Origin of the sequence: Methylobacterium sp. E-016, assembly GCF_022829745.1 — a bacterium.
Taxonomy (GTDB): Bacteria; Pseudomonadota; Alphaproteobacteria; order Rhizobiales; family Beijerinckiaceae; genus Methylobacterium.
In genome coordinates, this window is the sequence record NZ_JAKSYF010000171.1 from 1 (window position 1) to 25,847 (window position 25,847).

General features: G+C 56.5%; 15 protein-coding genes and 6 pseudogenes. 16 read left to right on the plus strand and 5 right to left on the minus strand.

Going from position 1 to position 25,847, the window contains the following annotated elements; translation table 11 throughout:
• The 12 genes and pseudogenes from MKK68_RS25365 to MKK68_RS25420 all read left to right on the plus strand — a co-directional run.
• Window positions 1-327, plus strand: a pseudogene (locus tag MKK68_RS25365) (type I secretion system permease/ATPase); the annotation flags it as partial.
• Between the two features lie 11 nt (window positions 328-338).
• Window positions 339-1,661, plus strand: a complete 1,323-nt coding sequence (locus MKK68_RS25370) for an HlyD family type I secretion periplasmic adaptor subunit (protein ID WP_244033307.1) — start codon at window positions 339-341, stop codon at window positions 1,659-1,661.
• Window positions 1,662-1,765: 104 nt separating this feature from the next.
• Window positions 1,766-2,320, plus strand: a complete 555-nt coding sequence (rfbC, locus tag MKK68_RS25375) for a dTDP-4-dehydrorhamnose 3,5-epimerase (RefSeq protein WP_244033308.1) — start codon at window positions 1,766-1,768, stop codon at window positions 2,318-2,320.
• Between the two features lie 118 nt (window positions 2,321-2,438).
• Window positions 2,439-3,524 (plus strand): dTDP-glucose 4,6-dehydratase, encoded by a 1,086-nt coding sequence (rfbB, locus tag MKK68_RS25380; RefSeq protein ID WP_244033309.1) that lies wholly within the window; start codon window positions 2,439-2,441, stop codon window positions 3,522-3,524.
• 4 nt (window positions 3,525-3,528) lie between these two features.
• A complete protein-coding gene (rfbD, locus tag MKK68_RS25385; RefSeq protein ID WP_244033310.1) occupies window positions 3,529-4,437 on the plus strand; it encodes a dTDP-4-dehydrorhamnose reductase in 909 nt (302 codons plus the stop codon).
• A complete protein-coding gene (gene rfbA / locus MKK68_RS25390) occupies window positions 4,434-5,300 on the plus strand; it encodes a glucose-1-phosphate thymidylyltransferase RfbA (RefSeq protein WP_244033311.1) in 867 nt (288 codons plus the stop codon). The genes rfbD and rfbA overlap by 4 nt, the downstream gene beginning before the upstream one ends.
• Before the next feature lie 19 nt (window positions 5,301-5,319).
• Complete coding sequence (locus MKK68_RS25395) at window positions 5,320-6,237, plus strand: glycosyltransferase family 2 protein (RefSeq protein WP_244033312.1); 918 nt, start codon at window positions 5,320-5,322, stop codon at window positions 6,235-6,237.
• 182 nt (window positions 6,238-6,419) lie between these two features.
• Complete coding sequence (locus MKK68_RS25400; protein ID WP_244033313.1) at window positions 6,420-8,801, plus strand: hypothetical protein; 2,382 nt, start codon at window positions 6,420-6,422, stop codon at window positions 8,799-8,801.
• Between the two features lie 120 nt (window positions 8,802-8,921).
• Window positions 8,922-9,869, plus strand: a complete 948-nt coding sequence (locus MKK68_RS25405; RefSeq protein WP_244033314.1) for a hypothetical protein — start codon at window positions 8,922-8,924, stop codon at window positions 9,867-9,869.
• A 318-nt stretch (window positions 9,870-10,187) separates the two neighbouring features.
• On the plus strand, window positions 10,188-11,567 hold the full coding sequence (locus MKK68_RS25410) for a class I SAM-dependent methyltransferase (protein ID WP_244033315.1): 1,380 nt from the start codon (window positions 10,188-10,190) through the stop codon (window positions 11,565-11,567).
• Between the two features lie 162 nt (window positions 11,568-11,729).
• Window positions 11,730-12,644, plus strand: a complete 915-nt coding sequence (locus MKK68_RS25415; RefSeq protein WP_244033316.1) for an FkbM family methyltransferase — start codon at window positions 11,730-11,732, stop codon at window positions 12,642-12,644.
• Between the two features lie 71 nt (window positions 12,645-12,715).
• Window positions 12,716-13,706, plus strand: a pseudogene (locus MKK68_RS25420) (DDE-type integrase/transposase/recombinase).
• Window positions 13,707-13,718: 12 nt separating this feature from the next.
• Here MKK68_RS25420 and MKK68_RS25425 read toward each other — a convergent pair.
• A pseudogene (locus tag MKK68_RS25425) lies at window positions 13,719-13,873 on the minus strand (IS630 family transposase); the annotation flags it as partial.
• Window positions 13,874-13,972: 99 nt separating this feature from the next.
• On the opposite strand from MKK68_RS25425, the pseudogene MKK68_RS25430 reads away from it, so the two are divergent.
• A pseudogene (locus MKK68_RS25430) lies at window positions 13,973-14,983 on the plus strand (IS110 family transposase).
• 244 nt (window positions 14,984-15,227) lie between these two features.
• Here MKK68_RS25430 and MKK68_RS25435 read toward each other — a convergent pair.
• Window positions 15,228-16,014, minus strand: a pseudogene (locus MKK68_RS25435) (IS630 family transposase); the annotation flags it as partial.
• Between the two features lie 199 nt (window positions 16,015-16,213).
• Here MKK68_RS25435 and MKK68_RS25440 point away from each other — a divergent pair.
• Window positions 16,214-17,230: an IS110 family transposase gene (locus MKK68_RS25440; RefSeq protein WP_244033317.1), complete on the plus strand. Its 1,017-nt coding sequence runs from the start codon at window positions 16,214-16,216 to the stop codon at window positions 17,228-17,230.
• Window positions 17,231-17,545: 315 nt separating this feature from the next.
• Here MKK68_RS25440 and MKK68_RS25445 read toward each other — a convergent pair.
• Window positions 17,546-18,281 (minus strand): annotated as a pseudogene (locus MKK68_RS25445) (IS3 family transposase); the annotation flags it as partial.
• Window positions 18,282-18,651: 370 nt separating this feature from the next.
• Here MKK68_RS25445 and MKK68_RS25450 point away from each other — a divergent pair.
• Together MKK68_RS25450 and MKK68_RS25455 are read left to right on the plus strand one after the other, a co-directional pair.
• Window positions 18,652-21,657 (plus strand): glycosyltransferase family 4 protein, encoded by a 3,006-nt coding sequence (locus MKK68_RS25450; protein ID WP_244033318.1) that lies wholly within the window; start codon window positions 18,652-18,654, stop codon window positions 21,655-21,657.
• A gap of 795 nt (window positions 21,658-22,452) precedes the next feature.
• Window positions 22,453-24,438 (plus strand): hypothetical protein, encoded by a 1,986-nt coding sequence (locus MKK68_RS25455; protein WP_244033319.1) that lies wholly within the window; start codon window positions 22,453-22,455, stop codon window positions 24,436-24,438.
• 4 nt (window positions 24,439-24,442) lie between these two features.
• Here the strand turns inward: MKK68_RS25455 and MKK68_RS25460 are convergent, their stop codons facing one another.
• Together MKK68_RS25460 and MKK68_RS25465 are read right to left on the minus strand one after the other, a co-directional pair.
• Window positions 24,443-25,402 carry an alginate O-acetyltransferase AlgX-related protein gene (locus tag MKK68_RS25460; protein ID WP_244033320.1) on the minus strand — a complete coding sequence of 320 codons (960 nt, stop codon included), beginning with the start codon at window positions 25,400-25,402 and terminating at the stop codon, window positions 24,443-24,445.
• A 289-nt stretch (window positions 25,403-25,691) separates the two neighbouring features.
• On the minus strand, window positions 25,692-25,847 hold a 156-nt coding region (locus MKK68_RS25465), incomplete at its 5' end, for a transposase (protein ID WP_244033321.1).

Here is a 25,847-nt window from a genome sequence, read left to right on the forward strand (position 1 = left end):
CAACGGCAGCGGATTGGGCTGGCGCGCGCCATCTACGGTAATCCGTCCTTGGTGGTGCTCGACGAGCCGAATTCGAACTTGGACGCCTTAGGGGAGGCCGCTCTGGCGCAGGGGTTGCAGGCGCTCAAAGACCGCGGCGCGACTTTTGTGCTGATCACGCACAAGGCCAACATCCTGACGCTGGTGGATTACATCCTGGTTCTGAAGGATGGAACTGTCTCGACCTTCGGGCTGCGGGATACGGTGATGACGCCCCAGCCCGCTCCGCGTGGCAATGCCTCCGTCGCACCCCAGCAACTCTCCAGCCGCCATGCAGAAGTAGGATAGTGAAACCGGCCATGACTCATGCACTCGTTGTGCCGCCTCCGCCGATCCAGATGGATTGGCGCAAGCCCGTGCTCACGGCCTACTTGGTGATCTTGCTTGCCTTCGGCGGGGGAGCCGGGTGGGCAAGCGTCGCCAAGCTTGAGAGTGCAGCCATTGCACCGGGCGTTGTCATCGCTCAATCGAACAAAAAGACGGTCCAGCATTTCGAAGGCGGGATTGTCCGGGAGATCCTTGTCCGCGACGGCGACCAGGTTCAGGAGGGGCAAGTCCTTCTCCGCTTTGATGAGACCCAGGCACGAGCATCGCTCGATACAATTCGAAGCCAGCAAGCGGTGGCCCGCATCCAAGAGGCCCGCCTAATCGCGGAGCGCGATCAAACAGGAAAAATCATCCTTCCCGAAAACGTAGCATCACGCGCCCATGAGCCAGCCGTCGCTCGGGCCATTGAGGACCAGCAGAGCAATCTCCGAGAGCGAGCCACGTACCTCCGCTCTCAGGTTGACGTCCTCAACTCCAAGATCCTGCAGACAGAGCAGGAGGTCCGGGCACTCACCAACGACGCGGACTCAACGAAGCAGCAGTTGGTCACGATTGATCAGGAACTTGGCGGATTGCGCCAGCTGCTGGCAAAGCAGCTAGTACCCGTGTCCCGTGTGGCCGCGCTCGAACGCGAGCGTATCCGCCTCCAGGGCATGCTGGACCGCGCGATCTCGGACGCCAAGAAGGGCGCTCAATCCATCGGCGAAACTAGGCTGACGATCATTCAGACGCAGAAACAGTTCCTGCAGCAGGTTTCGACAGACATCATCGAAGTCCGCAAAAACTTATCCGATCTCATCGAGAAGGAGCGCGTCGCCCAAGACGTCTTAAGCCGCCTTGATGTTAGAGCGCCCCGGACAGGTATTGTTCAGTCCCTCAAGGTGTTCACCATCGGTGCGGTGATCCGGCCCGGAGATACCATCTTAGAGATCGCCCCGACGGGCGATCAGCTAACAGTGAGTGTGCAGATCTCTCCGAATGACGTCGACTCTGTTTCCGAGGGGCTGCGCGCAGAGGTTCGATTCCCGACCTACCACTCGCGCCGTGTTCCCATAATGCTCGGAAAGGTTCGCTCGGTTTCGTATGACCGTGTGACTGACGCCCAAAATCCACAAAATATCTACTTCCAAGGCGAGGTGGTCGTACAAGCATCAACCGTCCCGTCGGAGATAAAGGACAAGCTCAAGCCCGGGATGCCAGCCGAGGCTATTATCACGACCGGGGAGCAGACGCCTCTCGACTATTTCCTTGGACCCCTCTTCGATCGAGTGAGTCACGGTTTGCGCGAGAAGTAATGCCCGGCCGGAGCAAAGATAAAATGTGGCAGTGAGTTGTGCCCCAGCTGAGTAGACTGAGGCTGTGTTAAAGGGCACCATTGGTCGGGTTAAGGGAGCGATCAATGCAGGTAATCGAGACGAACATTCCACTCGTCAAACGCGTCGTTCCCAAGCGATTCGGCGACGAGAGGGGCTGGTTCTCGGAGACGTACCGGGCCGACGTTCTGGCCGAGGCCGGCATCGACGACCGCTTCATCCAGGATAACCAGTCCTTCTCCGCGCCTCAAGGAACCGTACGCGGCCTGCATTTTCAGCGCCATCCCATGGGCCAGGCCAAGCTGATCCAGGTTCTGGCCGGCGCCATCCTCGACGTCGCGGTCGACCTCCGGCGCGCTTCCCCCACCTATGGCCAGCATGTGGCAGTGCGCCTCGACGCCGAGAACGGCGAGCAATTGTACATCCCCATCGGCTTCGGGCACGGCTTCTGCACCCTCGTGCCGGATACGATGGTGGCCTACAAGGTCGCGGGCGGCGTCTACAGCCCCGAGCACGACGGCGGCCTTCTCTGGAACGATCCGGACCTCGGCATCGACTGGCCCGTCGGCGCGGCGGAAGCCCATCTCTCGGCCAAGGACAAGGTCGCCCCACGGCTGGCCGGTCTTCCGCCTCTTTTCTGAGTCTTGTCGCGTTCCGGTCAAAGTCCATCCAGCTTCCTTCAAGTCGAACGCCCTTGAAGTCCAAACCCTGTCCGGAGGGTCCCGCCCGCCCCGATTCCTCGAGAGATCGATTCGTCCCATGCGCATCTTGGTCACCGGCGGCTGCGGCTTCATCGGATCGGCCCTGGTCCTGCACCTTGTCCAGGATCTCGGGCACGAGGTCGCGACGCTGGATGCGCTGACCTACGCGGCCAATCCGATCTCGCTGCAGCCCCTGGCGAACGACCCCAAGCACCGGCTCGTCGAGGCCGACATCTGCGATCCGGCGGCCGTGCACGCCCTCTACGCGGAGTTCCCCCCCGAGGCCGTGATGCACCTGGCCGCCGAGAGCCATGTCGATCGCTCGATCACCGATCCGGGCGCCTTCATCCGCACCAACGTGGTCGGCACGCAGGTGATGCTCGACGGGGCGCGCACCTACTGGGACGGGCTCGAGGGGGAGGCCAAGGCGGGGTTTCGCTTCCTCCACGTCTCCACCGACGAGGTCTACGGCTCCCTGCCGCCGGATGCGTTCTTCACCGAGGAGAGCCGCTACGACCCACGCTCGCCCTATTCGGCCTCGAAGGCGGCCTCCGACCACCTGGCCCGTGCCTGGCACGAGACCTACGGCCTGCCGGTCCTGATCACGAACTGCTCCAACAATTACGGGCCGCGCCACTTCCCCGAGAAGCTCATTCCGCTGATGATCCTCAACGCGCTGGAGGGCCGGAACCTGCCCGTCTACGGCGACGGCCTGAACGAGCGCGACTGGATCCACGTGGAGGACCATGCGCGCGGCCTCGTGGCGGTGCTGGAGAAGGGGCGCCTCGGCGAGACCTACCTACTCGGCGGCCGCTCGGTGCGCAACAACCTGGCGGTGGTCAAGGCACTCTGCGCCGCCTTCGACCGGCTGCGCCCGGAGCAGGCGCCCCACGACCGGCTGATCACCTACGTCACCGACCGTCCGGGCCATGACAGGCGCTACGCCATCGACCCTTCGAAGGCCGAGGCCGAGGTGGGTTGGCATCCGACGAAGGATTTCGAGCAGGCCCTGGAGGAGACCGTGCGCTGGTACCTCGACAACGAGTCGTGGTGGCGTCCGATCCGCGAAGGCCGCTACACCGGCGAGCGCCTCGGCCTGGGGCTGTTCCCCCGCCAGGCAAGCCTGAACCCGGTGGATGGCTGACCCCATGAACATCCTCATCCTCGGCGGTGCCGGCCAGGTCGGCACCGAGTTGCAGGCGCACGCGCTCTGGGATGCGGAGTTCCGCCTGCACGCCCCGACCCGCGCCGACCTCGACATCACCGACGCCGGCGCGATCGACGCTGCCCTGGCCGAGCGCCCCTACGCGGCCGTGATCAACACGGCGGCCTACACGGCCGTCGACAAGGCCGAGGGCGACATCGCCGCCGCCTGGAGCCTCAACGCGGTCGCCCCCGCGCTGCTGGCCGCCGCCACCGAGAAGGCGGGCATTCCCTTGGTCCACGTTTCCACCGACTACGTCTTCGATGGCGGCGGGGCGGGCGCCTGCACCCCCGAGACACCGGTGAACCCACGGAGCGTCTATGGCGCCAGCAAGGCCGCCGGCGAGATCGCTGTGCGCGCGGCCAACCCGCGCCACGCCATCATCCGCACCGCCTGGGTGGTGAGCCCGCACCCGGGCAACTTCGTCAAGACCATGCTGCGGCTTTCCGCCGAGCGCGATCGCCTCAGCGTGGTCGACGACCAGCACGGCAACCCCACCAGCGCGGGCGATCTCGCCGCCGGCCTCGCGGTGATCGCGCAAAGGCTGGCGCGCGAACCGGATGCGCCCACGGGCACGCATCAATTCGTAAATGCGGGGGCCACGACCTGGTGCGGGTTCGCGAAGGCCATCATCGCGGCGGCCGCCGGGCGCGGCGGGCGGAACATCCCCGTCGACGCCATTCCCTCCAGCGCCTTTCCGATGCGGGCCCGACGTCCGGCCAATTCGCAACTCTCGACCCAGAGCCTGACCGACGCCTACGGCCTGATGCCACGGCCGTGGACGCAGGCCCTCGACGACATCCTCGACCGGCTGGTCGGACCCGAGCACACCGCCAAGGAGACACGGGCATGAAGGGCATCGTTCTGGCCGGAGGCACCGGCACGCGCCTGCATCCGGCGACCTTGTCGATCAACAAGCAGCTACTGCCGGTCTACGACAAGCCGATGATCTACTACCCGGTTTCGGTGCTGATGCTGGCGGGTATTCGCGAGATTCTGATCATCTCCTCGCCCGAGCACCTCGACAACTACAAGCGCCTGTTCGGCACCGGCGAGCAGTTCGGCCTGCATTTCTCCTACGCGGTGCAGCCTCGACCAGAGGGCCTGGCGCAGGCCTTCATCATCGGGCGCGACTTCGTCGGCGCGGACGATGTCGCCCTGGTGCTCGGCGACAACCTGTTCTTCGGCAACGGCATGAGCGAGTTGCTGGGTCGTGCCCGCGCGCGAAAGAGCGGCGCCACGGTGTTCGCCTACCACGTGGACAATCCCGCGGCCTACGGCGTCGTGACCCTCGACAAGGAGGGCCGTCCGCTGCGCCTCGTCGAGAAACCGCCCGAGCCCGAGAGCCCCTGGGCAGTGACGGGCCTGTACTTCTACGACAACCAGGTGCTCGATATCGCTGCTGACGTGAAGCCCTCGCCCCGGGGCGAGCTGGAGATCACGAGCATCAACGAGGCCTATCTGGAGCGGGGCCAGCTCCACGTTGAGCGGATGTCGCGCGGCTACGCCTGGCTCGATACGGGCACGCATGACAGCCTGCTGGAGGCCTCCGAGTTTGTGCGCACGCTGCAGCACCGGCAGGGGCTCCAGGTCGCCTGCCTCGAGGAGATCGCCTACCTGCAGGGCTTCATCGGCAAGGAGCAGCTCATCGCCCGAGGAAAGCTGTTCGCCAAGACGGCCTACGGACAGAACCTGCTCAAGCTCGCCCAGGAATGACAAGAAAGCAAGATTGATCATGAGGTATGAAGGCCAAGCGCCCCGGGGCCGCAATAAACTTTCCAAAGCAGATGTATGCAAGCAGCAACATTCATCCATTTCAGTGATTGTTCCAGCATATAATCACGCGAATTTTCTAAGAGAAAGAATTGAGACCATAACAAAGCAAAGCCAAAAACCCGCGGAAATAATATTTCTGGACGATGGGTCGACAGACGGAACGCTGCGTGTGATTATGGAGTTGATGAAAACAATTAGCTACTCAAACTACATATTGGTTAACACGCAAAATTCCGGAAGCCCTTTTCGGCAATGGAAAAGAGGACTCGACTCAGCCACAGGGGATTACATATGGATCGCCGAAGCTGACGACAGTTCTGATTTAAGATTTCTAGAACGCATGTTGAGTGCCCTAAGAATTGAACCAAAGACAAACTTCGCGTTTTGCTATTCTTTATCCCTAGATAACCCGCATCCGGGCATATGCTCAGACCAATATAAAACGTTTTACGAGCACTACGGGCGCGGGCTGATAGGCACCAGTCAGTACATAAATTCCAACCAGTTTCTAAAAAAATATCTTTCCGTCCGAAATATAATACCGAACGTAAGTTCAGTGCTCTGGAGAACGCGTCACCTGCGGACCGTTTATGACCAGCTAGGTGATCAAGCATTCAAATTTAGAATTTGCGGGGACTGGCAGTTCTACGTAAAATCATGTGCCATGTCGGGCATGGTATATCATGACTCTCGCCCGATGAACTACCACAGGAAGCACAAGAACAGTGTCAGCACATTGATCCCCATTAAACAGCATTTTGCAGAGGTATTAGAGGTGCATAGATTAGTAAAACGACTTTGTAGCCAAGATACAGAAGTGGCGAAAATCATTCTAGAAGATGAGCAGCTACTAACAGGCCAGTGGGACTTGACGTAATCGCGCCTGCCTAACACAAGCACAACAACCAGCACTCGACGATTTATTTGCGGCGCTGATATAACTCTTAGGAACAAAAAAATAGAGGTGCAGCGCTGGAGAAACTCATACTCGATTGTCCACGATCTCACGCCGCAAATCGCCCCGTCCCCTATGCCGCAGATTTAAAAGAGCTAAGAACGATGAGCAACGTAAACTACTACCATATATCCTTCAACGGTGGACTGATACCAGAAATCTTACGGGCGAATTTCGATCCCATCTTCTATCGATTCCAGTATGAACACCTCAGCAGCTTGAGCGATGAACAGCTTCTCCGTCACTTCTTCTACGTAGGGTGGTTCGAGGGATTGAACCCTAATGCCTGGTTTGACACAAGCTCGTACCTCGAGATGAACGAAGATGTACGCACATCTGGCATGAATCCATTGCTGCATTTTATGCTGTCGGGTCGCCAGGAGGGGAGGCTATACAGAATGCCTGTCCCACTGAAGGCAATAAATGAAGGGGTTTTCGGCAGAGCGGATGTTGATTGGGTTAGTGTAATAGAGAAAATCATAGATACCAAATTTTACAAATCACAGATAATAGAGTCTGTTCCGCCTCATTTAAGCTTTTCAGCCCACTATTGCTTCAGGGGCTGGAAAATGGGGCTGCTTCCCTCAGCAGAATACTCAACGCAGGGTGTATCACTAAATCCGACAGGATTTTCACATCTGGTGCCGCCTGCGATTGCCAGCGCTGCGACTACCAACGCCGTACTATCGCAGGAAGCGGAAGCCTCAACGCAGCCGGAACTAAACACAGCATACTCTCGTTCCAGGAAAGACGAAACGCGAGCAAGAACAAAGCCTGTCGACCTGACGAACAGATTGGTGCGGCTGAGCTATGAGAAATTCCTGAAGGAGCCCGAACAATCCTTCCTACTTTCACGTGAAATAGAAAATGAGGCCGGTGAAAGGCCTGAGGAGATTTACGCCGATGATGTGAAAGACGTAGCAGCCTGTTTTGACCGCGCGTTCTATATCCGGAACAATTCTGACGTGAAAGACGCCGGCGTTGATCCGATAGAACACTACTACTATACAGGTTGGCGGGAAGGCCGCGATCCAACTCCATGGTTCAGCACAAGCTATTACCTGGCTACCAACCCAGATGTTGCGTCCGCTCAGGTGAATCCTTTTTGGCACTATGTAGTAGCAGGACAGCATGAAGGTCGGGCAGCTAAGAAAGACGGTGCCGCTGGAAAAGACATACTGGCAAATTTAGCTTCCCCCCAAGATAAAGTTGCAGGTTATACAACGCCGGCCCATGTCCGTCTGAACGAAGCTTCGCTTATCGCCATCTTTGAAGCAGCATTATCCAACAGTGAAGGACTTGTTTTCTCGATCAGCCATGATTGTTACACCAATGTCACCGGCGGGATACAGATATTCATCTCCGACGAGCAACTTCTATTTAACCAACGGAAGTATACATATCTCCACTCCTCACCTTTGCGCGGCAGCTTACTACTGAAAGAGGAAACAGCAGAATTCGCGATATCGCGCATAGTTGTCGACGGTAAGGTCGTAGGTGCGGCAACTGACCTCGAAATAGAAGGCGCAATGTTGCATTTCGCTTATAGCTACAAGAAGAAGAAAATATTTGTTGTACACTGTGCTCTGGGTCATTCCGTCGACGGATTACTCAGAGTTAGGAGGGCACTTAATCCCGACCGATCCTTCTTCTGGCTACACGACTATTCCTCCCTATGTTCAGGTTTCAACTTATTGCGGAACGACATTAAGTTCTGTCATGCCCCTCCGCTCTCATCCGAGGCATGCAGAATCTGCATTTACGGCACATCTCGCGCTCTCCAGTTGGATCTGATGGGAAGGCTCTTCCAGGAAGCGAGATTTGTCGTAGTTGCACCTTCCGAGAGCGCGCGGAAGCTCTGGGAAGCATCAACAAGCCTATATTCGGAAGGAATCATAACTGTCGAACATTGCTCCGTAACAACCAATCGGCTTCGGAAAGCCCCGAGAGATCCAGATAAAATTGGGCTATCTGCTGATCCAGTTAGAGTCGCTTACCTCGGATTCCCTGTCTACCACAAAGGATGGGCGGTGTTTGAGCGCATCATGAAGGAAACGCGGCATAGGCGCGGATATAAGTTTTTTCACTTTGCTTCTCCATCTTCCCTCTACTACTCTGATCAGGTGGTATCCATTGAGGTTGATGTCACTTCGAGCGACCGGGAAGCAATGACGAGGTTGCTAGCAGAAAATAATATTGACCTTGTAGTAATGGCCGCCGCTTGGCCAGAGACGTTTTCGTATGTAACGTATGAAGCTTTGGCCGCAGGCTGTGACATTGTAACGCTTGCGGACAGTGGAAACGTGACTGCGACTATTGCTAGAACAGGTAGAGGACTTGTATTTGACTCTCCGGACGATTTGATCGGATTCTTCGTGCTACATCACGCCGTCGGATACGCCCGCGCGCGTGCAAGATACCCGATCTCCTTGGGACATCTTACGCACACTGGCACCACTGCCGCACTCGCATTTGCAGACAGATAAGGCGAGATATTGATGTCTGGCGTTCACCTCTACACAAGCTTCACTTACTCATACCTATCGAGAGCACGTGTTCTCGCCGAGAGCGTTCGCCGAAACCATCCCAGCTGGACCCTATGGGCGGTGATGGTCGATACCCCTCCAGAAGGGCTTAGCGACTCATTTTGGGTCAACGAGTTCGACTATGTACTGAACCCCGCGGGACTGTACGGCGAGAATTGGTCGTCGTGGATTTTCAAGCACGACATCGTGGAGGCCTGCACCGCGGTCAAGGGACATGCCCTGTTACATATACTTAGCTTGGGCGCGGAAAAGGTTATATATTTGGACCCCGATATTGCGCTCTTTCACGATCTTTCGGAGATTGAGCGTCGCCTGGATAAATACTCGGTTGTACTCACGCCGCATCAGGTGGAACCGAACCTGACGGAAAGCGAGGTGATCGATAACGAAATTACATCGATGAAGTACGGCATTTACAATCTAGGCTTTCTAGCAGTCCGGAACGATGAAGACGGAAAAGGGATGGCTCGGTGGTGGGCATCCTGTCTATTCCGTGCTTGCTACGATGACGTTCCAAATGGGATCTTTACAGATCAGAAATATTGTGACCACGTACCTGGGCTATTTGGAAATGTACATGTCGAGCGAGACCCAGGGTATAACGTGGCAAGTTGGAACCTTAGCCGCAGAACTTTGACCATCTGCTCTTCTGGCCGGATTCTTGTAAATCATAATTCTCCTCTGCGCTTCTACCATTTCACGAAAATAAACTCAGAGGGTGATATCATGACCGACCGGTACGCTAGTGGAGGGCTGGCCGTGTTCGAAGTTTGGAACTGGTACAAAAGGGCAATCGCGGCTGCGGAACTCCCAGGGATCCCTACTAAATACTGGCGATACGGAAGGTTCGACGATAATACACCGATTCCGAAATCAGCACGGGTGTTGTACCGCAATAGCAGCGACCTTCAGGCTCAGTTCACTCACCCCTTTCAGGTTAGTGAAAGAAGTTACTTGCACTGGCTACGATCGGAGAAACCGGAGGTATTTGCACACACAAACGTGTAGCAGAAGGATGTCTTTTCGTGACACATGTTACTTGTTGCCGGCAGCGGGTCTCGCACCATAAAACGGCGCGGTTATCTTACGGTGTTCCAACTTTGACGGAATGGTATAGTAGAGCTGTTCGGCGTGCTAAGATATGAGCTCAGATCTGATCTGGTGCGCTCAAACACTCGAAAGGTGCACCGAGCTCCTCCAACTATGGATGTCCGCGGGTCAGTTAGCTACATACATGAAAGCTTTTCGGCCGCGCTGGTGCGCTTGCACGTGGGCGCCATGGTTGACATCGGCCGCAGACGTGTCGATTTAGAACGAGGGTAAGCCGTGGAATATCAATATCAAACGTTCGACGACGCAAAGGGAATGGTCGACAGCAGAGCAAAGCTTAGAGCTCTGCATTTGCCTCCTCTGGGGGGCCGTACGTTCCTAGATGTGGGGTGTAATGAAGGATACTATTGCGGCGTTGCTCTTGAAGCTGGGGCCAAGCGAGTAGTAGGAATCGACAGTTTTCCCCTCGCTATTGCGCGTGCTCGCTCCCGTTTCCCTGATGCAGAGTTCATCGAGCAATCTTGGGACCATTTACCCCCCGAGAAGTTTGATGTAATTTTGTATGCTTCCACTCTACACTACTTAGGCTCGAGCGATAAAATCGCTAAGCTTTTGAGAGACATGAGAAACTGCCTTACGCAGTCGGGCCTTATAATCGTGGAGACTGGAGTTTCTAAAAAGGAAGGCGTTCATCTAGAACAGGTCGACCGACCTGACGGCTCTGTTTTCTACCCGACAATAGAACTGCTCTCGGAAATCTTTGATGGTGTTGGACTCACATGGAGGCCAGTCGGTCGTTCCGAGAAGGGTGATTCTCTTGATCGCACAGTTTTCCATTGTCGGGCGCGCCGAGCTACAGCAGTCATTTTGCGCGGGGCACCAAACACTGGAAAGTCATATCTTGCCAGGGCCCTTTCTGCGCCAGGTCTGGTAAAGGTTCTAAGCGTTGATAACCTGGCTATTGACGCTTTTACGCAGCTTTATCCCGGCGTTCACTTTGATCCGGTCACAATGTCCGGCGTGACGGAGATTATTAGCAGATCTGGCGCGAGAGGGACACAGATACTTTCGACGAAGATCGCCGAAGCTGCTGTCGAATTGCTGAGCTCTAGGCAGGAAGACAGACAGGAGGTAGTCATTATCGACGGCCTTGGCTCGGTCGTGCAGCACGAGGCGCTATTATCGGTTCTCAAAGAGGAGCTCTATCAAAGTTGTTTTCTGGTCTGGGAGGCGACGAACCTGACTCCTCCTGAGCCTGATTTATGGAATGCAGGGAACGGCTATTGTGATTGTGGCGGATACCTCATGCCTGTCAACTCCTTTGCTAAAGCACGGGTAGTTGACATTTTGATCGATGGTGAACGACTAAGCTGCCGCGCTGAATTCGCTTCACCAGGCTGTGAGATGCCTACACAGGCTATCCTATTCACCAAGGGCGGCTGGGTAGTGGATAAGGCGCATGCTTCCATTTCCAGGGTTGGAGGCACGGAACTATGGTGCTGGGTATGGGACAGAGCCCTAGACAAGCTGAGGGCGGCGGACGACCGCGATCCGGGAAGCTTAGGCGGTTATGATCTGATTCAGCGCGCGGAGGGCTGGTGTATCGTGACGCTGTCGGATGGAACTGCAACATTCGCCCATTGGAGGATTACTTAGGCCCACGTACAGCTGTGCTCTGTTGTTCAGTGACCTGGATGTGCACCGTCTTAAACAAAAACTTCCTCGCCCAGTGGGGTCCCATGTCCATTAGCTGCGATGAGAAGGGAAGAGGTCACGTGAAATTTAATAGATTTCTCCCTGTACCCGCAAGACTTCGCAATGGCTGAGGCTTTGTTCGACTCCGTAGTAGATGTGCATGAATGCCGCTATGGTCCTATGCTCGCCTTCGCGGAAGATCAAGTTATCACTCGTTCGCTGAAGATGTATGGAGAGTGGGCGGAGCATGAAATTCATGTGCTTGCCCAATACATACGTGATGGTACAATGGTTCTGGACGTTGGTTCTAACATCGGCACCCATGCCCTTGCCTTTGCGAGGAGATGTGAAAAATCCGTTGTGTGGGGATTTGAACCCCGACCTGTCGTTTCTTCCTTGGCTGAGGTGAATTGTATCCGGAATAATGCTCGGAACGTGTGCATTGTTCAAGCCGCTTGTGGCGCGAAGTTCAGCATGGTCACTCTCGCAGGTCCTAGTCAGAATGAAGACAACGCAGGCGCGTTTAAGCTTGACGGGGTCACCTCACTGCACTTCTGGGCAAGGTTGGCTGGCTGGCTGGGCAAGGCTGTGGAAGTGCAGCCTCCATTTTCGAGAGTTCCGATCATTCCGCTTGACAGTCTACGTTTTCCATCTGCTGTCTCTTTGTTGAAAGTTGATGTAGAGGGAATGGAGTCGCAGGTGATATATGGAGCCAGGAAGATGATTTCTCGCGATCTTCCTGCGGTTTATTTTGAGGTCTTGGATATAAATCTTGCTACAGAGCCGTTCAACTTGCTACGCCGCCTCGGATATCGTTGTTTTTGTATGGAAACGCATCAGTTCAATCGGAATAATTTCCGTAAGTCCAGCAATAATATTTGGTATCGAACGGAGCTTGGTGTTTTGGCTCTCCCTCACTCGATTTCCGCTCCAGACGGGCTTCGGTGCGTGGACGATCTGAGCCAGATTCAGTGTTTGGAGGACGCCCGATTAGGTTTCGATGTTCCATCGTGTGAACCTCTTATCAACTTCCAGTAATAGGTTAGGTGTGCAGTGACGCGCTGTGATGTCGTCAGCTTAGCTGAGGCCGACGTACGTCGGAAGGCGTTATGGGACAGGTTCTTTACGGCTGTGCCACGGCCACACGCGCGGTCAGAGCATCGCCAGAGCGGTCGAAACCTCCGCTCAAAGACCTTGGCGCGCAGCATAAGCTGAACCCGAGACAGTCGCGAAGTGGCGCATGCGAGCCTTCGTGCATGACACGGCGATTGAACCGCAGATGCCGCGCTCCACCGTGCTTACGGTCGAGGAAGACGCGGTGGTGGTCGCCTTGCACCGGTACACGCTCTTTTCGCTCGACGACTCCCTCTACGCGCTCCAGGCCACCATTCCGCACCTAACCTGCTCGTCGCTGCATCGGCGTCTTAATCGGTATGGGATCGGCCGGTTGCCTGATGTCTGCGGCGACAAACCACCTAAGCAGGCCTTCAAGGCCTGCCCGATCGGTTGCTTCCACATCGACATCGGGGAGGTCCGCACAGGCGAAGGCAAGCTGTAACTTTGGATGGCCATCGACAGGACGTCCAGATACGCCTTCCCTCAGCTGCACGAACACGCTGAGGGGCCCTTGGCCTGTGCCTTCCTGGAGGCGCTCTTCGAGGCCTGTCCTTACCGCCTGCACACCATCCTGACCGACCGCGGCATCCAGTTCGCCGAGCTGCCCAAGAACCGCCGCGGCCCAACCGCCCTGTACCGCGTCAACCGCTTCGACCAGATCTGCCGGGCGCATGACATCGAGCATCGGCTCACCAAACCAAACCACCCGTGAACCTATGGCCAATTCGAGCGTATCACCCGAGGAGGGCAGCACGAAGCAGCAAACCGGACCTTTAAGGAGGCGACGGTTAAACGCTACCACGACGCCAGCCACGATCAGCTGCGGGAACACCTCCCGCCTTCCTGGGTGCCTACAACTTCGCTCGGCGGGTCAGGACACTACGCGGCCTCACGACATACGAAGCGACCTGCCGAGCCTGAGCAGAAGAACCATACCGCTTCAGATACGATCCAACCCATCTCACCCCGCAACTGAACAGTTAGAGCATTTTCGGTTTAATCTGGTTCGTATCCTACAGCGGCGAAGAAGTTAGCGCACTCGTCCGGGGTGATGGTGTCGACGAGGCCTCCCATGGCCGACCACAAACCCTCGACGGTGCGTTCGGCCGCCTTTCGCAGTAGGGCCTCAGCTTTGAGAAGGCCATCTCGATTGAGAAGGCCATCTCGATTGATGGTGTGGATGGCTCCTGCTCCCGGCGTTGCGTTGGGGCATAGTCGGGATGTTGTCGCCTCAAGCTGAGGAGCCACCCATGTCCGAACTTGTTACGGTCGGTATCGACCTCGCGAAGAGCGTTTTCCAAATCCACGGTGTCGATGCGAGCGGTCGTGTTCTCGTGCGTCGACAACTCCGTCGAAGCCAGCTGCTCGCGTTTTTCGAGAAGCAGCCGCGATGTTTAGTCGGCATGGAAGCTTGCGGGGGCGCTCACGACTGGGGGCGCAGGCTTCAGGAACTGGGTCATGACGTCCGGCTGATGCCACCGTCTTACGTAAAGCCTTATGTGAAGCGCGGGAAGACGGACGCAGCCGACGCGGCCGCCATTTGTGAAGCGGTCACGCGTCCCTCCATGCGGTTTGTCGCGGTGAAGAGCGAAGCCTGCTCTGCGGTCCTGGTTCTCCACCGCACGCGGGATCTTCTGGTCCGCCAGCGCACGCAGATCGGCAACGCGATCCGCGCTCACATGACGGAGTTCGGCATCATCGCAGCCAAGGGCGCGCAGAATGTCGATCGGCTGAGGACGCAACTGCACCAACTGCCGGACGCGGCCCGATTGCCCGTCAGTCTGCTCTTCGAGCAGTTGGTCGACACCGATACGCGGATCGAGCGGTTGACGGGCGAGATCGAAGCGAAACACGCCTAATGCGAGACGAGCCAGCGTCTGGCGACGATCCCGGGCGTCGGTAAGCTCTCGGCGACGATCATCGTAGCGACGACGCCGGACGTCGGTAACTTCGACTGCGCGAGGGACTATGCCGCCTGGCTCGGCCTGACCCCCAAGCCGCATTCCACCGGCGGTAAACAGAGGATCGGGCGAATCTCGAAGATGGGCAACCGGTATATTCGGCGGCTGCTTTATCTAGGCGCCATGTCGCAGATCATGGTGAGATCCAGGTGCGGCCCGAGACAGGACTGGCTGTCCGACATGCTGGCCCGAAAGAAGACGAAAGTCGCCGCCATCGCGTTGGCACATCGCATGGCAAGAACGATCTTCGCTGTCCTCAGGGACGGCTCACGCTACCAGCCGCAGGCGACCACCGCCTGAACGGCTGAACGAACGGTCAGGGCGACGTGAGGTGATGGCGAACAAACGGAGAGGAAGAACCAGGACACCCCGATCAATCCGAAGCGCTTCGAGCGCGCTCGATTGAGTGGGACCTGTTCTCCAAGCGGACTTCATCAGGGCGCGCGGCGATCCCGCTGCAGATCAGACGCCGTATACATGGCCGCAACCGACCAGTTCACCCGAACCGATCCGACATCCTTGACCCGCAGGAGCCATCCATACGAGGGTTGAAGTCGGGCGAGTAGGGCGGCAGGAACAACAGCCGTGCGCCTGCCGCCTCGATCGCCGCCCGCACTTCCGGACCCTTGTGGCTGCCGAGGTTGTCCATGAGGACGATGTCGCCGGGGATGAGTTCAGGCACCAAGACCTGATCGACGTAAGTCTGGAAGGCGTTGCGGTTGATCGGCCCGTCGAGCACGAACGGTGCGGCGATCCCGGACAGGCGCAGGCCCGCCACCAGGGTTGTGGTCTTCCAATGGCCGTGCGGCACGGGTGAGCGCAGCCGCTCGCCACGGGGCGACCGTCCGCGGGTGCGAGCCATATTGGTGGAGGTCCAGGTCTCGTCAAGGAAAACCAGGCGCGCAGGGTCGAGATCGAGTTGGCCCTCGAACCACGCCTCGCGCGCGGCCTTCACGTCCGGGCGTTCTTGCTCGGCGGCGTGAGCTGTCTTTTTTTGTACGTCAGGTCGCGTGCGTTGAGGAAACTCCACAGCGTGCCGAGCCCGACTGTGAGATCGTGCTCGTCCCGCAGCCTTGCGCGCATCTCCTCCAGGGTGACATCGGCCTTCGCATCGATCAGCGCACGCAGGAACGCCTCGTGCGGGTCGAGCTTCGAGCGACGCGCCCTCCCTGCGGACGAGCGGACACCGTCCCCGTCGTCGCAAGCGCGGCCATCCAGCGGATCGAGGTGGCGATGCCGACCCCGAAGCGCGCGGCCGCCTAGCGGCGCGAGGTCACGGCCGCGGCCTCCACCACGCGCTCGCGCAGATCCTGGCTGTAGGGTCGGCCCATGCTTCGCTCTTTCTCCGGAGCGATCAGTGAATCAGTCCAACAGCGCCGCGTGAACCCCATCCACGCGATTCAGCGCAGCCCGAAAATGCTCTAGTATGTAGCCTTCAGTTCAAGTTGTGAACTGATGCGGTGGATGCCCCCACCGAACGGCATCTCATATGCCTGACGGTTCAATTGGAACCGATCGAAGGGGTCATCGATGACGACGAACATCAGCATGCTGGCAGTCGATCTGTCGAAGGGCAGTTTCCAAGTCTGTGCCGTCAGACCGGATGGATCGGTTCTCTATAACCGTGCCCTGTCGCGGGCTCGGTTCGCGGCGCTTCTGGCGGATCAGCCGGCTTGCGTCGTGGCGATGGAAGCGTGTGCGACGTCCCATCACTGGGGTCGCGTGGCCCAGCATAACGGCCACGAGGTCCGGCTTGTGCCGGCAGTCTACGTGAAGCCGTTCGTCAAGCGCCAGAAGAACGATCGCGCCGATGCGGAGGCGATCGCCGAGGCGGCTTCGCGCCCGAGCATGCGCGTTGTGACGGTGAAGAGCGCCGAGACGCAGGCGCGCGCGGTGGCGTTCCGCACCCATCAGTGCTTGGTCCGCCAGCGCACGCAACTCATCAACGCGCTTCGTGGCCACCTGGCCGAATTCGGCGTCGTCGCTCCGAAGGGGCCGGCGAACCTCAAGGTGCTGGAAGAGGCTCTGGCCAACGAGGTCGGCGACTTGCCTGGCGCGGTGCGCGCGATGGGGTCGGTCTATCTCGACCAGATCGCGAGGCTGACGGAGGTGATCGAGCAGCTGGCGGATGAACTGGAGACGGCATCGCGGACGGACACTGATCTGCGACGCCTGTGCACCATACCGGGGATCGGGCCGGTAACCGCGGGGGCCGTGGCTGCCTTCGCTCCGGATCTCGGCACGTTCGACAGCGGACGCAACTTCGCCGCCTGGCTCGGCCTCGTCCCACGGCAGCGATCCACGGGCGGCAAGGCCAAGTTTGGTTCCGTCAGCAAGATGGGCCAGACCGATATCCGACGGCTGCTCATTGTCGGGGCCATGAGCGTGATCCGCTGGGTGGTTCGCAAGGGCGGCAGCACGAACCGCTGGCTCGCGACCCTCGTGGCGCGCAAACCGAAGATGGTCGCGGCGGTCGCGCTGGCCAACAAAATGGCGCGGATGATCTGGGCCGTGACGACGAGGCAGGAAGATTACCGGATGGCGTGACCCGAGCCCCGCAACAGGGCGAAGGCACACCATGGCCGCAAGGCCGGGGCGAGCGATCGACGAGGAGTAGGCGACACGGACTTCGAAGTTCAAGGCAGGGACATTCAGACCCGGGGCTCGAGCGCTTGCAGCTCTCTGAACCGATGTGAACCCAGCCTTCCGAACAGCATACCGGCCCGTGGCGTCATCGAAGGCCACATCGTGAGGCCTGACACACGTCCGATCGAAGACCCCGCCGAAACATCGCAGATCAAGCTTGCCAAACAGGGGGCATCCACACACGCCCCGGGTTTCCCAGAGGCCGCTTGGTTTGGGTCAGGCGGCCAAGGCTTGGACCTCGGCCTGGGCATGATAGCGCGCTTCCGCCTCGGCGGGAGGCATGTTGCCGATCGGTTCGAGCAGCCGGCGGTGATTGAACCAATCAACCCATTCGAGGGTGGCGTATTCCACTGCCTTGAAGGATCGCCACGGCCCGCGCCGATGGATCACCTCAGCCTTGAACAGGCCGATCACCGTCTCGGCGAGAGCGTTATCGTGGCTGTCCCCGAGGCTGCCGACGGAGGGCTCGATACCCGCCTCGGCGAGGCGCTCCGTGTAGCGGATACTCACGTATTGCGACCCGCGGTCGGAATGGCAGACGAGGCCGCTGCCGGTGAAGGGGCGACGCTCGTGTAGGGCCTGCTCCAAGGCATTGAGCACGAAGTCCGCCTGGGCCGACCGGGACACACACCAGCCAACGATCCCGCGGGCGAACACGTCGATCACGAAGGCGATCGTTGTCGAACCCGCCCCATGTGGCGACATAGGTAAAATCCGCGACCCTCAGCTTGTTCGGGCACGCGGCCTTGAACTGGCGGTTGACCCGATCGCGGGGGCAGACCGCCGCCGGATCGGGAACGGTGGTGCGGACCCTGCGCCTGCGCACCACCCCGGCCAAGCCCATCGCTCGCATCAGCCGAGCCACGGTGCACCGGGCGGTCACGGTCCCCTCGCGGGCGAGCTGCCGCCAGACCTTGCGCACGCCGTAGACGCCGAAGTTGGCCGCGTGCACAACCAGCGACGATGGACGACCCGGGACGAGGCCCGACGCGACTTGTTCGCCTACATTGCGGGCGACATCAACCGGCAGCGCATCCATTCGGCTCTCGGCTACGTCACCCCCGAGCAGGCCGAGCGGAACGCGAGCTAACCCCCGTGTCCGCGAAATCGGGCGCGATCAGTGGCAAACTACCCAGGTCGATGATTTGCTAAGAATTCTCAGCTTCCGCTCAGGTAGTGCTAATGGTTGTTAGGTGATAGTATGAGCCTTCGTTGTGCCGCAACATTAAACGCTGCATAAAGGATCAACTTTTGTTCGGCGCCATCTACGGAATAACTTCAGGAATCGTCCCCAGATCCCCAAGCGTTAGTTGGTTAAGATAATGCAAAACTTAGCTTTCTTCACAATAATTTCAAAGAATTATCTTAGTTCTGCGGTGGTTCTTATGAGATCACTCAGCGAACTTCATCCGGAGAGTAGGCGCTTTGTCTTCTTGTGCGACAAGGAGCAGGGATACGATATCACTCGGGACTATTACGAACTAATAAATCTTGATTCGGTCGGCATTCCATTAGTCGAGGTGATGGTGAATATGTACACTATCATGGAGATGAATACGGCGATAAAGCCTTTCTGCTTCAGGTTTCTATTTTCGACGTTTAGTTTTTCGTCCGTTATTTATCTCGACCCGGATATATTAGCTTTTGAGCGTCTGACAGAAGCTATGAGCCTTCTCGAGCACCATGATGCTGTAGTTACACCTCACATTTTGACACCCTACTTTGATTCGGCGGCGCCGTCAGAGTTAAATATAATCCGAAGTGGAGTCTATAACTTTGGATTTTTAGGCTTGTCGAATAGAAGCAATGTTGAGCTTTTCGTCACGTGGTGGGAGGAAAAGCTTTTCTCTGACTGTGTAGTCGACTTGCCAAACGGGCTGTTCGTGGACCAAAAATGGGGCGACTTATTGCCAAGTTTTTGTGACTGTTATGTCATGAAGCATCCTGGATACAACGTTGCTTATTGGAACTTGCACGAGCGAGATTTACAGATCGAGGGGGATCGGTTTTTTTGTTGCGGACTTCCATTAGTGTTTTTTCACTTCAGCGGCTTCAACCCATTGGACAAGGAGGTTCTTTCTCGGCACCAAAATCGATATCGGCATCCATTTGCCCGGGAGTTACAATTACTTCTTGAGAAGTATGCATCTCTTGTTGTGAATGAGGGACATACACGCAATTCACAGCTACCCTATTACTTCAGTGAAATTGCCTTTGGTTTGCCGAACAACAAGATACTTAACTGGATTTTCAGGACTGCTATAAAATCACGCCGCTCACTCCCTTCGCCTGCAGAGAATCTTCCTGAATTCCTTATTTATATATGTACTGCCGATTACACCCGGCGTGATCCGCTGCCCCTTATATCCCAAGCGTTTCTTGCAACGCGTCCTGATGTCGGAAAAGCTTTTCCTCTCGCTTCCCAAGATCCGCAAGATGTTGGATTTAGAACTTGGATGCTTGAATCGGGCCTCATGGCGGAGGGGCTCGGTCTTGCAGTTAGCTATTTCGGAGAGTCACTACAGATCGGCCAAAACCGTTCCGACGAGTTTGCGCTTTTATCGCGGGTAATAATGCAGGAGAATTTAGACCTATTACAGAATTTTAAAAACATGTTTGTTGACAGGGCAAAATTACAATATTTTCTCAGTTGGTGTAGACAGCGGCTTGGGTTTCCGTCCTTAGACGAAAACGACCAGGAGAAAGATTGCGAAGAATGTATGATATCTGCCGCCAAGATCTTGCATCTGTACTTTCAGCTGGCGGACGTTCGACAGATGTTTTCTGAAATCTGGAACCTGGAGGTTGGGCTTCAGTTTTGCTCGTGGTTAGAGCAGAATAGGGACGATTTTAACTTCTCCCTAAGGCAGATATCGTTGGTAAAGTGCTTTCTCTTGCTCGAAAAAGAATACATTAGACACCTAGGGCTATGTTACACAAAGGACGTTGTTGACGAGAATTCTGGCGCGAATGAATGGGTTTTGACGTCTTGTGAGTCCGGCTCTGAAGGTGGGGCGTGTGCTTTAATAGAGACTCCAGTTTCGCTTGGCCGAAAGGAGCCGAAGTGCATCGTAGACTCCACTAGCGACTCAGCTAGCTCATACCGGAGCGCGTATGCGAAAAAGACGATATCCGTTACCGCGCTATTCTCACCGATCAAGGCAGAATCTGCAGGTCGTCTTGATTGCTTGGAAGTCGAGTCCGTTTCCGGCACCTCCCATCGCATGAATAACAAGTTGAAGATCAACCTCGCTGGGTTTTTCCACTCGCACACGGGAATGGGAGAGTCGGCAAGAAGCATGTTGAGAACTTTGGAAAGCGGTAATTTTGATATCCGATGCTTTGTCCTGCCGGACTTTCGTTCTGTTGAACCTCAGCTGCTTACGGAAGAATTCTTCGGCACCTACCACAAATCTCCGGACTGTTCCATCATTATTGCCAATGCTGATACGGTGACGTTTGCTATGAACTTTCTTCCCGCAGACTTCCACGGAAGATTCAAATGCGGTTATTGGGTATGGGAGACAGAAAAGTTACCTACTGCTTATGAGAGTCTTGGCCGACTTTTCGATGAGATTTGGAGCCCGAGTGCCGCATCTGCGGCTGCCATTTCGGAAACGATCCGGCAGGAGGTACGGGTGGTTCCGCATGCTGTGGAATTCTCGGCGGCCGACGTGCCTGCAGTAATTAAGACCGCTCGAGCTAAAAAGCTGGTTCTCGGGTTTATGTTCGATTGCAAATCTGTGATCGAGCGCAAGAATCCTCTAGCTATAATCGATGCCTGTGACAGAGCGCGCGATCTTGGCGCTGATATCGAGCTCCGTATTAAGATAATGGGGCGAGACGATTTTGATTTTAGGGGACGGCGTATTCTTGATATGCTTCATCGTCCGTATGTAGAGTTTTTCTATTGTCCAATGGGTCGGAATGAAGTTAGACAATTCATTTTGGGTCTTGACGCATATATTTCTCTACATCGCTTCGAAGGTTTCGGACTAACAATCGCTGAAGCCATGGCACTGGGAAAACCTGTTATTGCGACTAGGTATTCTGGCAATCTTCAGTTCATGTCGGATGAAAATTCATACTTAGTCGATTGTGACGTACTACCGACAGCTAGAGCGTTTGGTCCGTATTCGAAAGGTAGCTTGTGGGCAGAGCCGGATATAAATGCCGCCGCAGAATATATATTGCAACTCCATGACAGTGATCGCTGTGCTGAGATTGGAGCGAAGGCTGCAGAGTCGGTGCGAATCCAACTCAGCCCTAGCTCGGTTCTGAAAAAGTTTGTTGAGCCGGCTTTGATTTCGAGGCCTTTGATTCTATAGTATCGTTGCTGTTCGAATTTTGAAAATTCTTGTCTTGGGTTGTTTATAGTAGATATTGTTCGGTTTTCGTTATTAGATCCGTTGGCGATTCTCTTAATATTCCGTGACTTCGGCTTGGTTATGGTTGAAATGGGTTGGGTCTCATAAGTGCGACGCATGCGAAAGAGTCGCTCGCCAGCTAGGTCTAACAAACGAAGTATGCCACTTGTTGGCTCCTCTTGGGGACTGGAGCGCCGTTCTGACATTGATAATCGTTCTACAGAGATTGAGCGCTACGGTGCATTCCATCCTGTGGAGCACTCTCGTTATTGTTTTACAGGCTGTTCAAAAAGAAAACCGGTTGGCCTGACTTAATGGTTTGGGGGTGTCTTCTGAGAGCTGACGGTCGTGGCCTACGGAGACGGGGCTTGAAGGTGTTCCGAAGTCCCCTGCCTTGCCCACCGGCCTGTGACGGAGCGGCCCTTGCGACGGCACTTTCAGGCCGCCATGGCGTCGGACAGCAGCTTTGGCAGGCTGATGACGTTGCAGGCGGCAGTCGAGAAGGCGAACACCATGTCGACGCGCTCGCGGCCCCGCACCCGGATGCGTCGCAACAGCCGGACCTCCTTGCCCGAGCCGACTTATGGGTCGAGGAGGGCGGGACGGTCTATGAAGTTTTTAACGTTGACGTCTTCTGAACAGAGACCTCGCATGCTCCGCTTCTCTACACGCAGTCTTGTCACGGTCCTGGCGCTTAGCGCGCTCCCTCTCACCTTTAGCTCCTATTCGACCAGGAAGCCGTGCAACGCTCCACCGATGTTCTCGCAGCGTGAGATCGCGTTCAATCGCGCAAATAAAACGGTCTTCTTCGAGAACGTGGATGGCACGATCGGTCGGGGCTCATTGCTGAAGGTGTTGCCGGTGGGAGGCCTAGCCGTCGAACGATGGGATGCGACGGGTGGGACCACGGCTCGCATCAATGCGGCGCGGAGCGCCAATACACCTAGCTTGCTTGATCTCGGGGGCAGATGCGACGGGACGACCGATGACAGTTCTGCTGTATCCGCCGCGGCATCAGCAGGTCGTTCAGCCATCCCCGAAACGCCGGCTAATGCCTGCAAGACGACCTTTGGTCTGACAACATTGCCGGGCCCATTTCAAGGCCCAGGTCGTCTCATCACAGCAGATGGAAACAAGCGCGCCCCGACCTTCACCACGCTGCAAACATTCCCCAAAACACTCGGCAACTTCTCCAGTGCGTCAACTGCCTTTAATGGCGACCTGGGAGCTGTCGGCTCGGCGCATGAGCATATTATCGCAGGAGCAGGCACCCTTGGCCAACCGGCGCGTGGCTATCAGCAGTTCTATGAAAGCTCGGGGGAAATCCTGTCCGTCTACAACACGAGCGGATGGAATAACTCGCTAGTAGGAAACGATGGCCGCACGGGCACCGCTGGCAAAGTTTTTCAACTCTATCAGTACGGCCAGGGCGATCTTACCGCTATTGAATGCTTCGGCGTCGTTGGCTCAACCAAAGCGGGAGCCCGCAGCTTCCTGGCAAACCCCGAGATCGCCTGCCTCGCTGGAAATTTTTATGGCGGTGCAGACGGTCAGTACATTGAATTTCTGGGAGACATGAACATCAATGACAGTGGGTACGATATCGCCGCGGCCGGCATAGTAATGAACTTCAATCGATCCAACGCAGTGGGAGGTCTCGGTACAAACTGGGCTGGCGGGATATTTAGATCTTCCAATTATCCAGTCGACGCTTACTGGCGTTTTGTAGGTCCTTCCGCAGCCGGTATTGATATGTCCTCGGCGACCTTCGCTCATTACCGCCTTGCCGCTTTTAACGTCTCTAAGGGTGGCAGTGGATACACGGTCGGTGATGTCTTGACTGTATCCGGTGGCACAGGGATCGCCCCGACCTCTTTCACTGTGACAGCGACTGACGGATTGGGAAGCGTAACAACCGCGTCAGTTCTCAACACGGGCCTCTATACGGAACCTCCGCTCACCGCGTCTACTTACAACAACTTCACGGTGACGGGGGGTACGGGTACGCTTGCTGTCCTTTCTGGGCAGTATGACAACGGAAGTGCTATCGTTCTCCCGCCATCGGGGGCATCTATTAAAGTTTCCACGGACTCGGGAGACCTCATCAGCAACCGCGCGAGCATCAATGGTATTACGCGGTTTTCTCTGAACGGTTTTGCCTACGGCCACACAAGCGACATCATCAACAACGGCCCAAGCAGCGCGAACAACGTGCAATTTGGTTCATTTCACAATGCTCTCGGGTCTAATGTTACACAATTCGGTCGCGGAACCTACGACTATGCCCAAAAAAATGCTATGTTTTTCTCGGCCGGTGCGTTTGCGAATCGTGGTGACGCACAAAGGGGCCTGCATCAGTTCCGAGGGGCAGGGACGGGGGCATTCCGCCTTACCGCTGACGCCTTGACCGCGAGCACCCAGAACGTACTAACAGTACAGGCGGTTAGTGCTCATAATGTCGCGTTCAACGTCACGGCGCTTAATGCCACGAATGGCGACTCTGCCGTCTGGAAGTTTCGTGCGGGTGCTCTCACTCGTGGGTCGACTGGTTCAACGGTCTACACTGGGGACGCGAGCTCGGCCACAGGGCCAGACTTTAGTACAGGGGCGGGGTCCACCGCATCAATCACCGTTTCGGCAGATACGGTAAACAATGGTCTCAACATCACCTTTACTCCGCCCACGGGGACCCATCATATGTGGAAAGCTATGTCGACGTTGACGGTCGATCACGTTCAGTAATGAATCAAGGCAGCGTACGCAGTGGAATGCTTGTCGGGAGAGTGTAGACAAACCTTTCCGCCATAATGTGTATTACGAAGTCCGGACGCTCTTCTTCTATAATATTTGTGTAGATGTTTCCCTCTCGCCAATACGCAACGCATCGAGAAAAGTGGTCACAGAGATAATCTACCATTAGATCAGAGGTCGAGTCGCGTATGATGACACAGCGCGGGAGAGCGCTTCCCGGTTGTTCGGTACAGACAAACGGCCGTTCCCCAAGCCTCACCGCATAAGCCGGTGGATCTACATCCCGGCTTTTACGCCCGACGTGTTTCAATCTCATGCTATACTCCAGTGAGTGTCCTGGTGATAATAAGCTAACCGTCCGCTCGAAATTGTCCCGACCAGCCTCGTTGATCAGCGGTTCGCCCGCGCTTTTATAAAGATCGCCGTCATAGCCGATCATGTCGGGCTTCAATTCAGCGAATTGAACTGCCGCTCCGATGTTGAAATGCTTAGATATCGCCTCGTGAATATATCTGTAGATCAAATATGCGCCAGTCCGATTCGGGTGAGTGTCGCCTCGAAAATACAAGGGGGCAAACGACTTAAATCGTACTAGGTGCTCCAGAGCGTATTGTAATATGCCAGAAGAAGCCAAATTAACCACTGGCCTGCTCCCATCAACGGCTTTGTCAAGTGGAGGAGGTAGGTACTCTTTGTACAGCGCGCTTTTTTCAGGAACGACAAAAGTCATAAACTTGGCGCCGAGTTGTTCGACTTCGGCAGCGCGTGCGGCGAGCATCTCAGTCGTCTGATGCATCTCGTAATCGCCCCAAGGGAGCAATCCGAACTGCTGCCGCAAAAAGCTGTTCGTGTCGTTGATCAAGAACAGCCACCCGGAATTGGAGGGCAGGCTTAGTGAAGGGCGTGTTTCTTGCTCGAACCTTTCGATTGCTGAAACGACGGTCTGATGGGGCATCAAAATGCTCTCTCGGCTTCCTGGGTGGGAGTTAGGGTGTCATAGCGGAGGCGGTGCTCAAGGCAAATACTCCGCCGCATCCATTGATCACGGTGAGGCTGCAGTCCTACTCCGTCAGGCATCGCTGCTTCAGAGCGCGCCTTGCCGGGGTAGATCGTAGGCAACGCCATCTGACTTCAAAATCTGATCTGGATTATGCGCACCCTTCGCCAAGGTGCGCAGGGTCTCAGCAGCAAAGTCCGATCGCGACGGAGCCAGAGAAGGCATCCCACTCTCCGCTTAGGCCGTGTCATCGCTTGAGCCGATCGAGGGCGGCTGCGAGGGAGAGGACGCCCATGAAGCTGACGGCAGTCTTCTCGTAGCGGGTGGCGATGGCGCGCCACTCTTTGAGCCTGGCCCAGAGGCGCTCGACCTGGTTACGGTTGTTGTAGATCCAATCAGGGCA

What these genes read in the sequence shown, in the direction of transcription:
- MKK68_RS25400 (WP_244033313.1), top strand. Translation starts at nt 6,420, where the DNA reads ATGAGCAACGTAAACTACTACCATATATCCTTCAACGGTGGACTGATA.
- MKK68_RS25455 (WP_244033319.1), top strand. Translation starts at nt 22,453, where the DNA reads ATGTTCTCGCAGCGTGAGATCGCGTTCAATCGCGCAAATAAAACGGTC.
- MKK68_RS25460 (WP_244033320.1), bottom strand. Translation starts at nt 25,402, where the DNA reads ATGCCCCATCAGACCGTCGTTTCAGCAATCGAAAGGTTCGAGCAAGAA.
- rfbA (WP_244033311.1), top strand. Translation starts at nt 4,434, where the DNA reads ATGAAGGGCATCGTTCTGGCCGGAGGCACCGGCACGCGCCTGCATCCG.
- MKK68_RS25415 (WP_244033316.1), top strand. Translation starts at nt 11,730, where the DNA reads ATGGCTGAGGCTTTGTTCGACTCCGTAGTAGATGTGCATGAATGCCGC.
- MKK68_RS25370 (WP_244033307.1), top strand. Translation starts at nt 339, where the DNA reads ATGACTCATGCACTCGTTGTGCCGCCTCCGCCGATCCAGATGGATTGG.
- MKK68_RS25440 (WP_244033317.1), top strand. Translation starts at nt 16,214, where the DNA reads ATGACGACGAACATCAGCATGCTGGCAGTCGATCTGTCGAAGGGCAGT.
- rfbC (WP_244033308.1), top strand. Translation starts at nt 1,766, where the DNA reads ATGCAGGTAATCGAGACGAACATTCCACTCGTCAAACGCGTCGTTCCC.
- MKK68_RS25450 (WP_244033318.1), top strand. Translation starts at nt 18,652, where the DNA reads ATGCAAAACTTAGCTTTCTTCACAATAATTTCAAAGAATTATCTTAGT.
- rfbD (WP_244033310.1), top strand. Translation starts at nt 3,529, where the DNA reads ATGAACATCCTCATCCTCGGCGGTGCCGGCCAGGTCGGCACCGAGTTG.
- rfbB (WP_244033309.1), top strand. Translation starts at nt 2,439, where the DNA reads ATGCGCATCTTGGTCACCGGCGGCTGCGGCTTCATCGGATCGGCCCTG.
- MKK68_RS25395 (WP_244033312.1), top strand. Translation starts at nt 5,320, where the DNA reads ATGAGGTATGAAGGCCAAGCGCCCCGGGGCCGCAATAAACTTTCCAAA.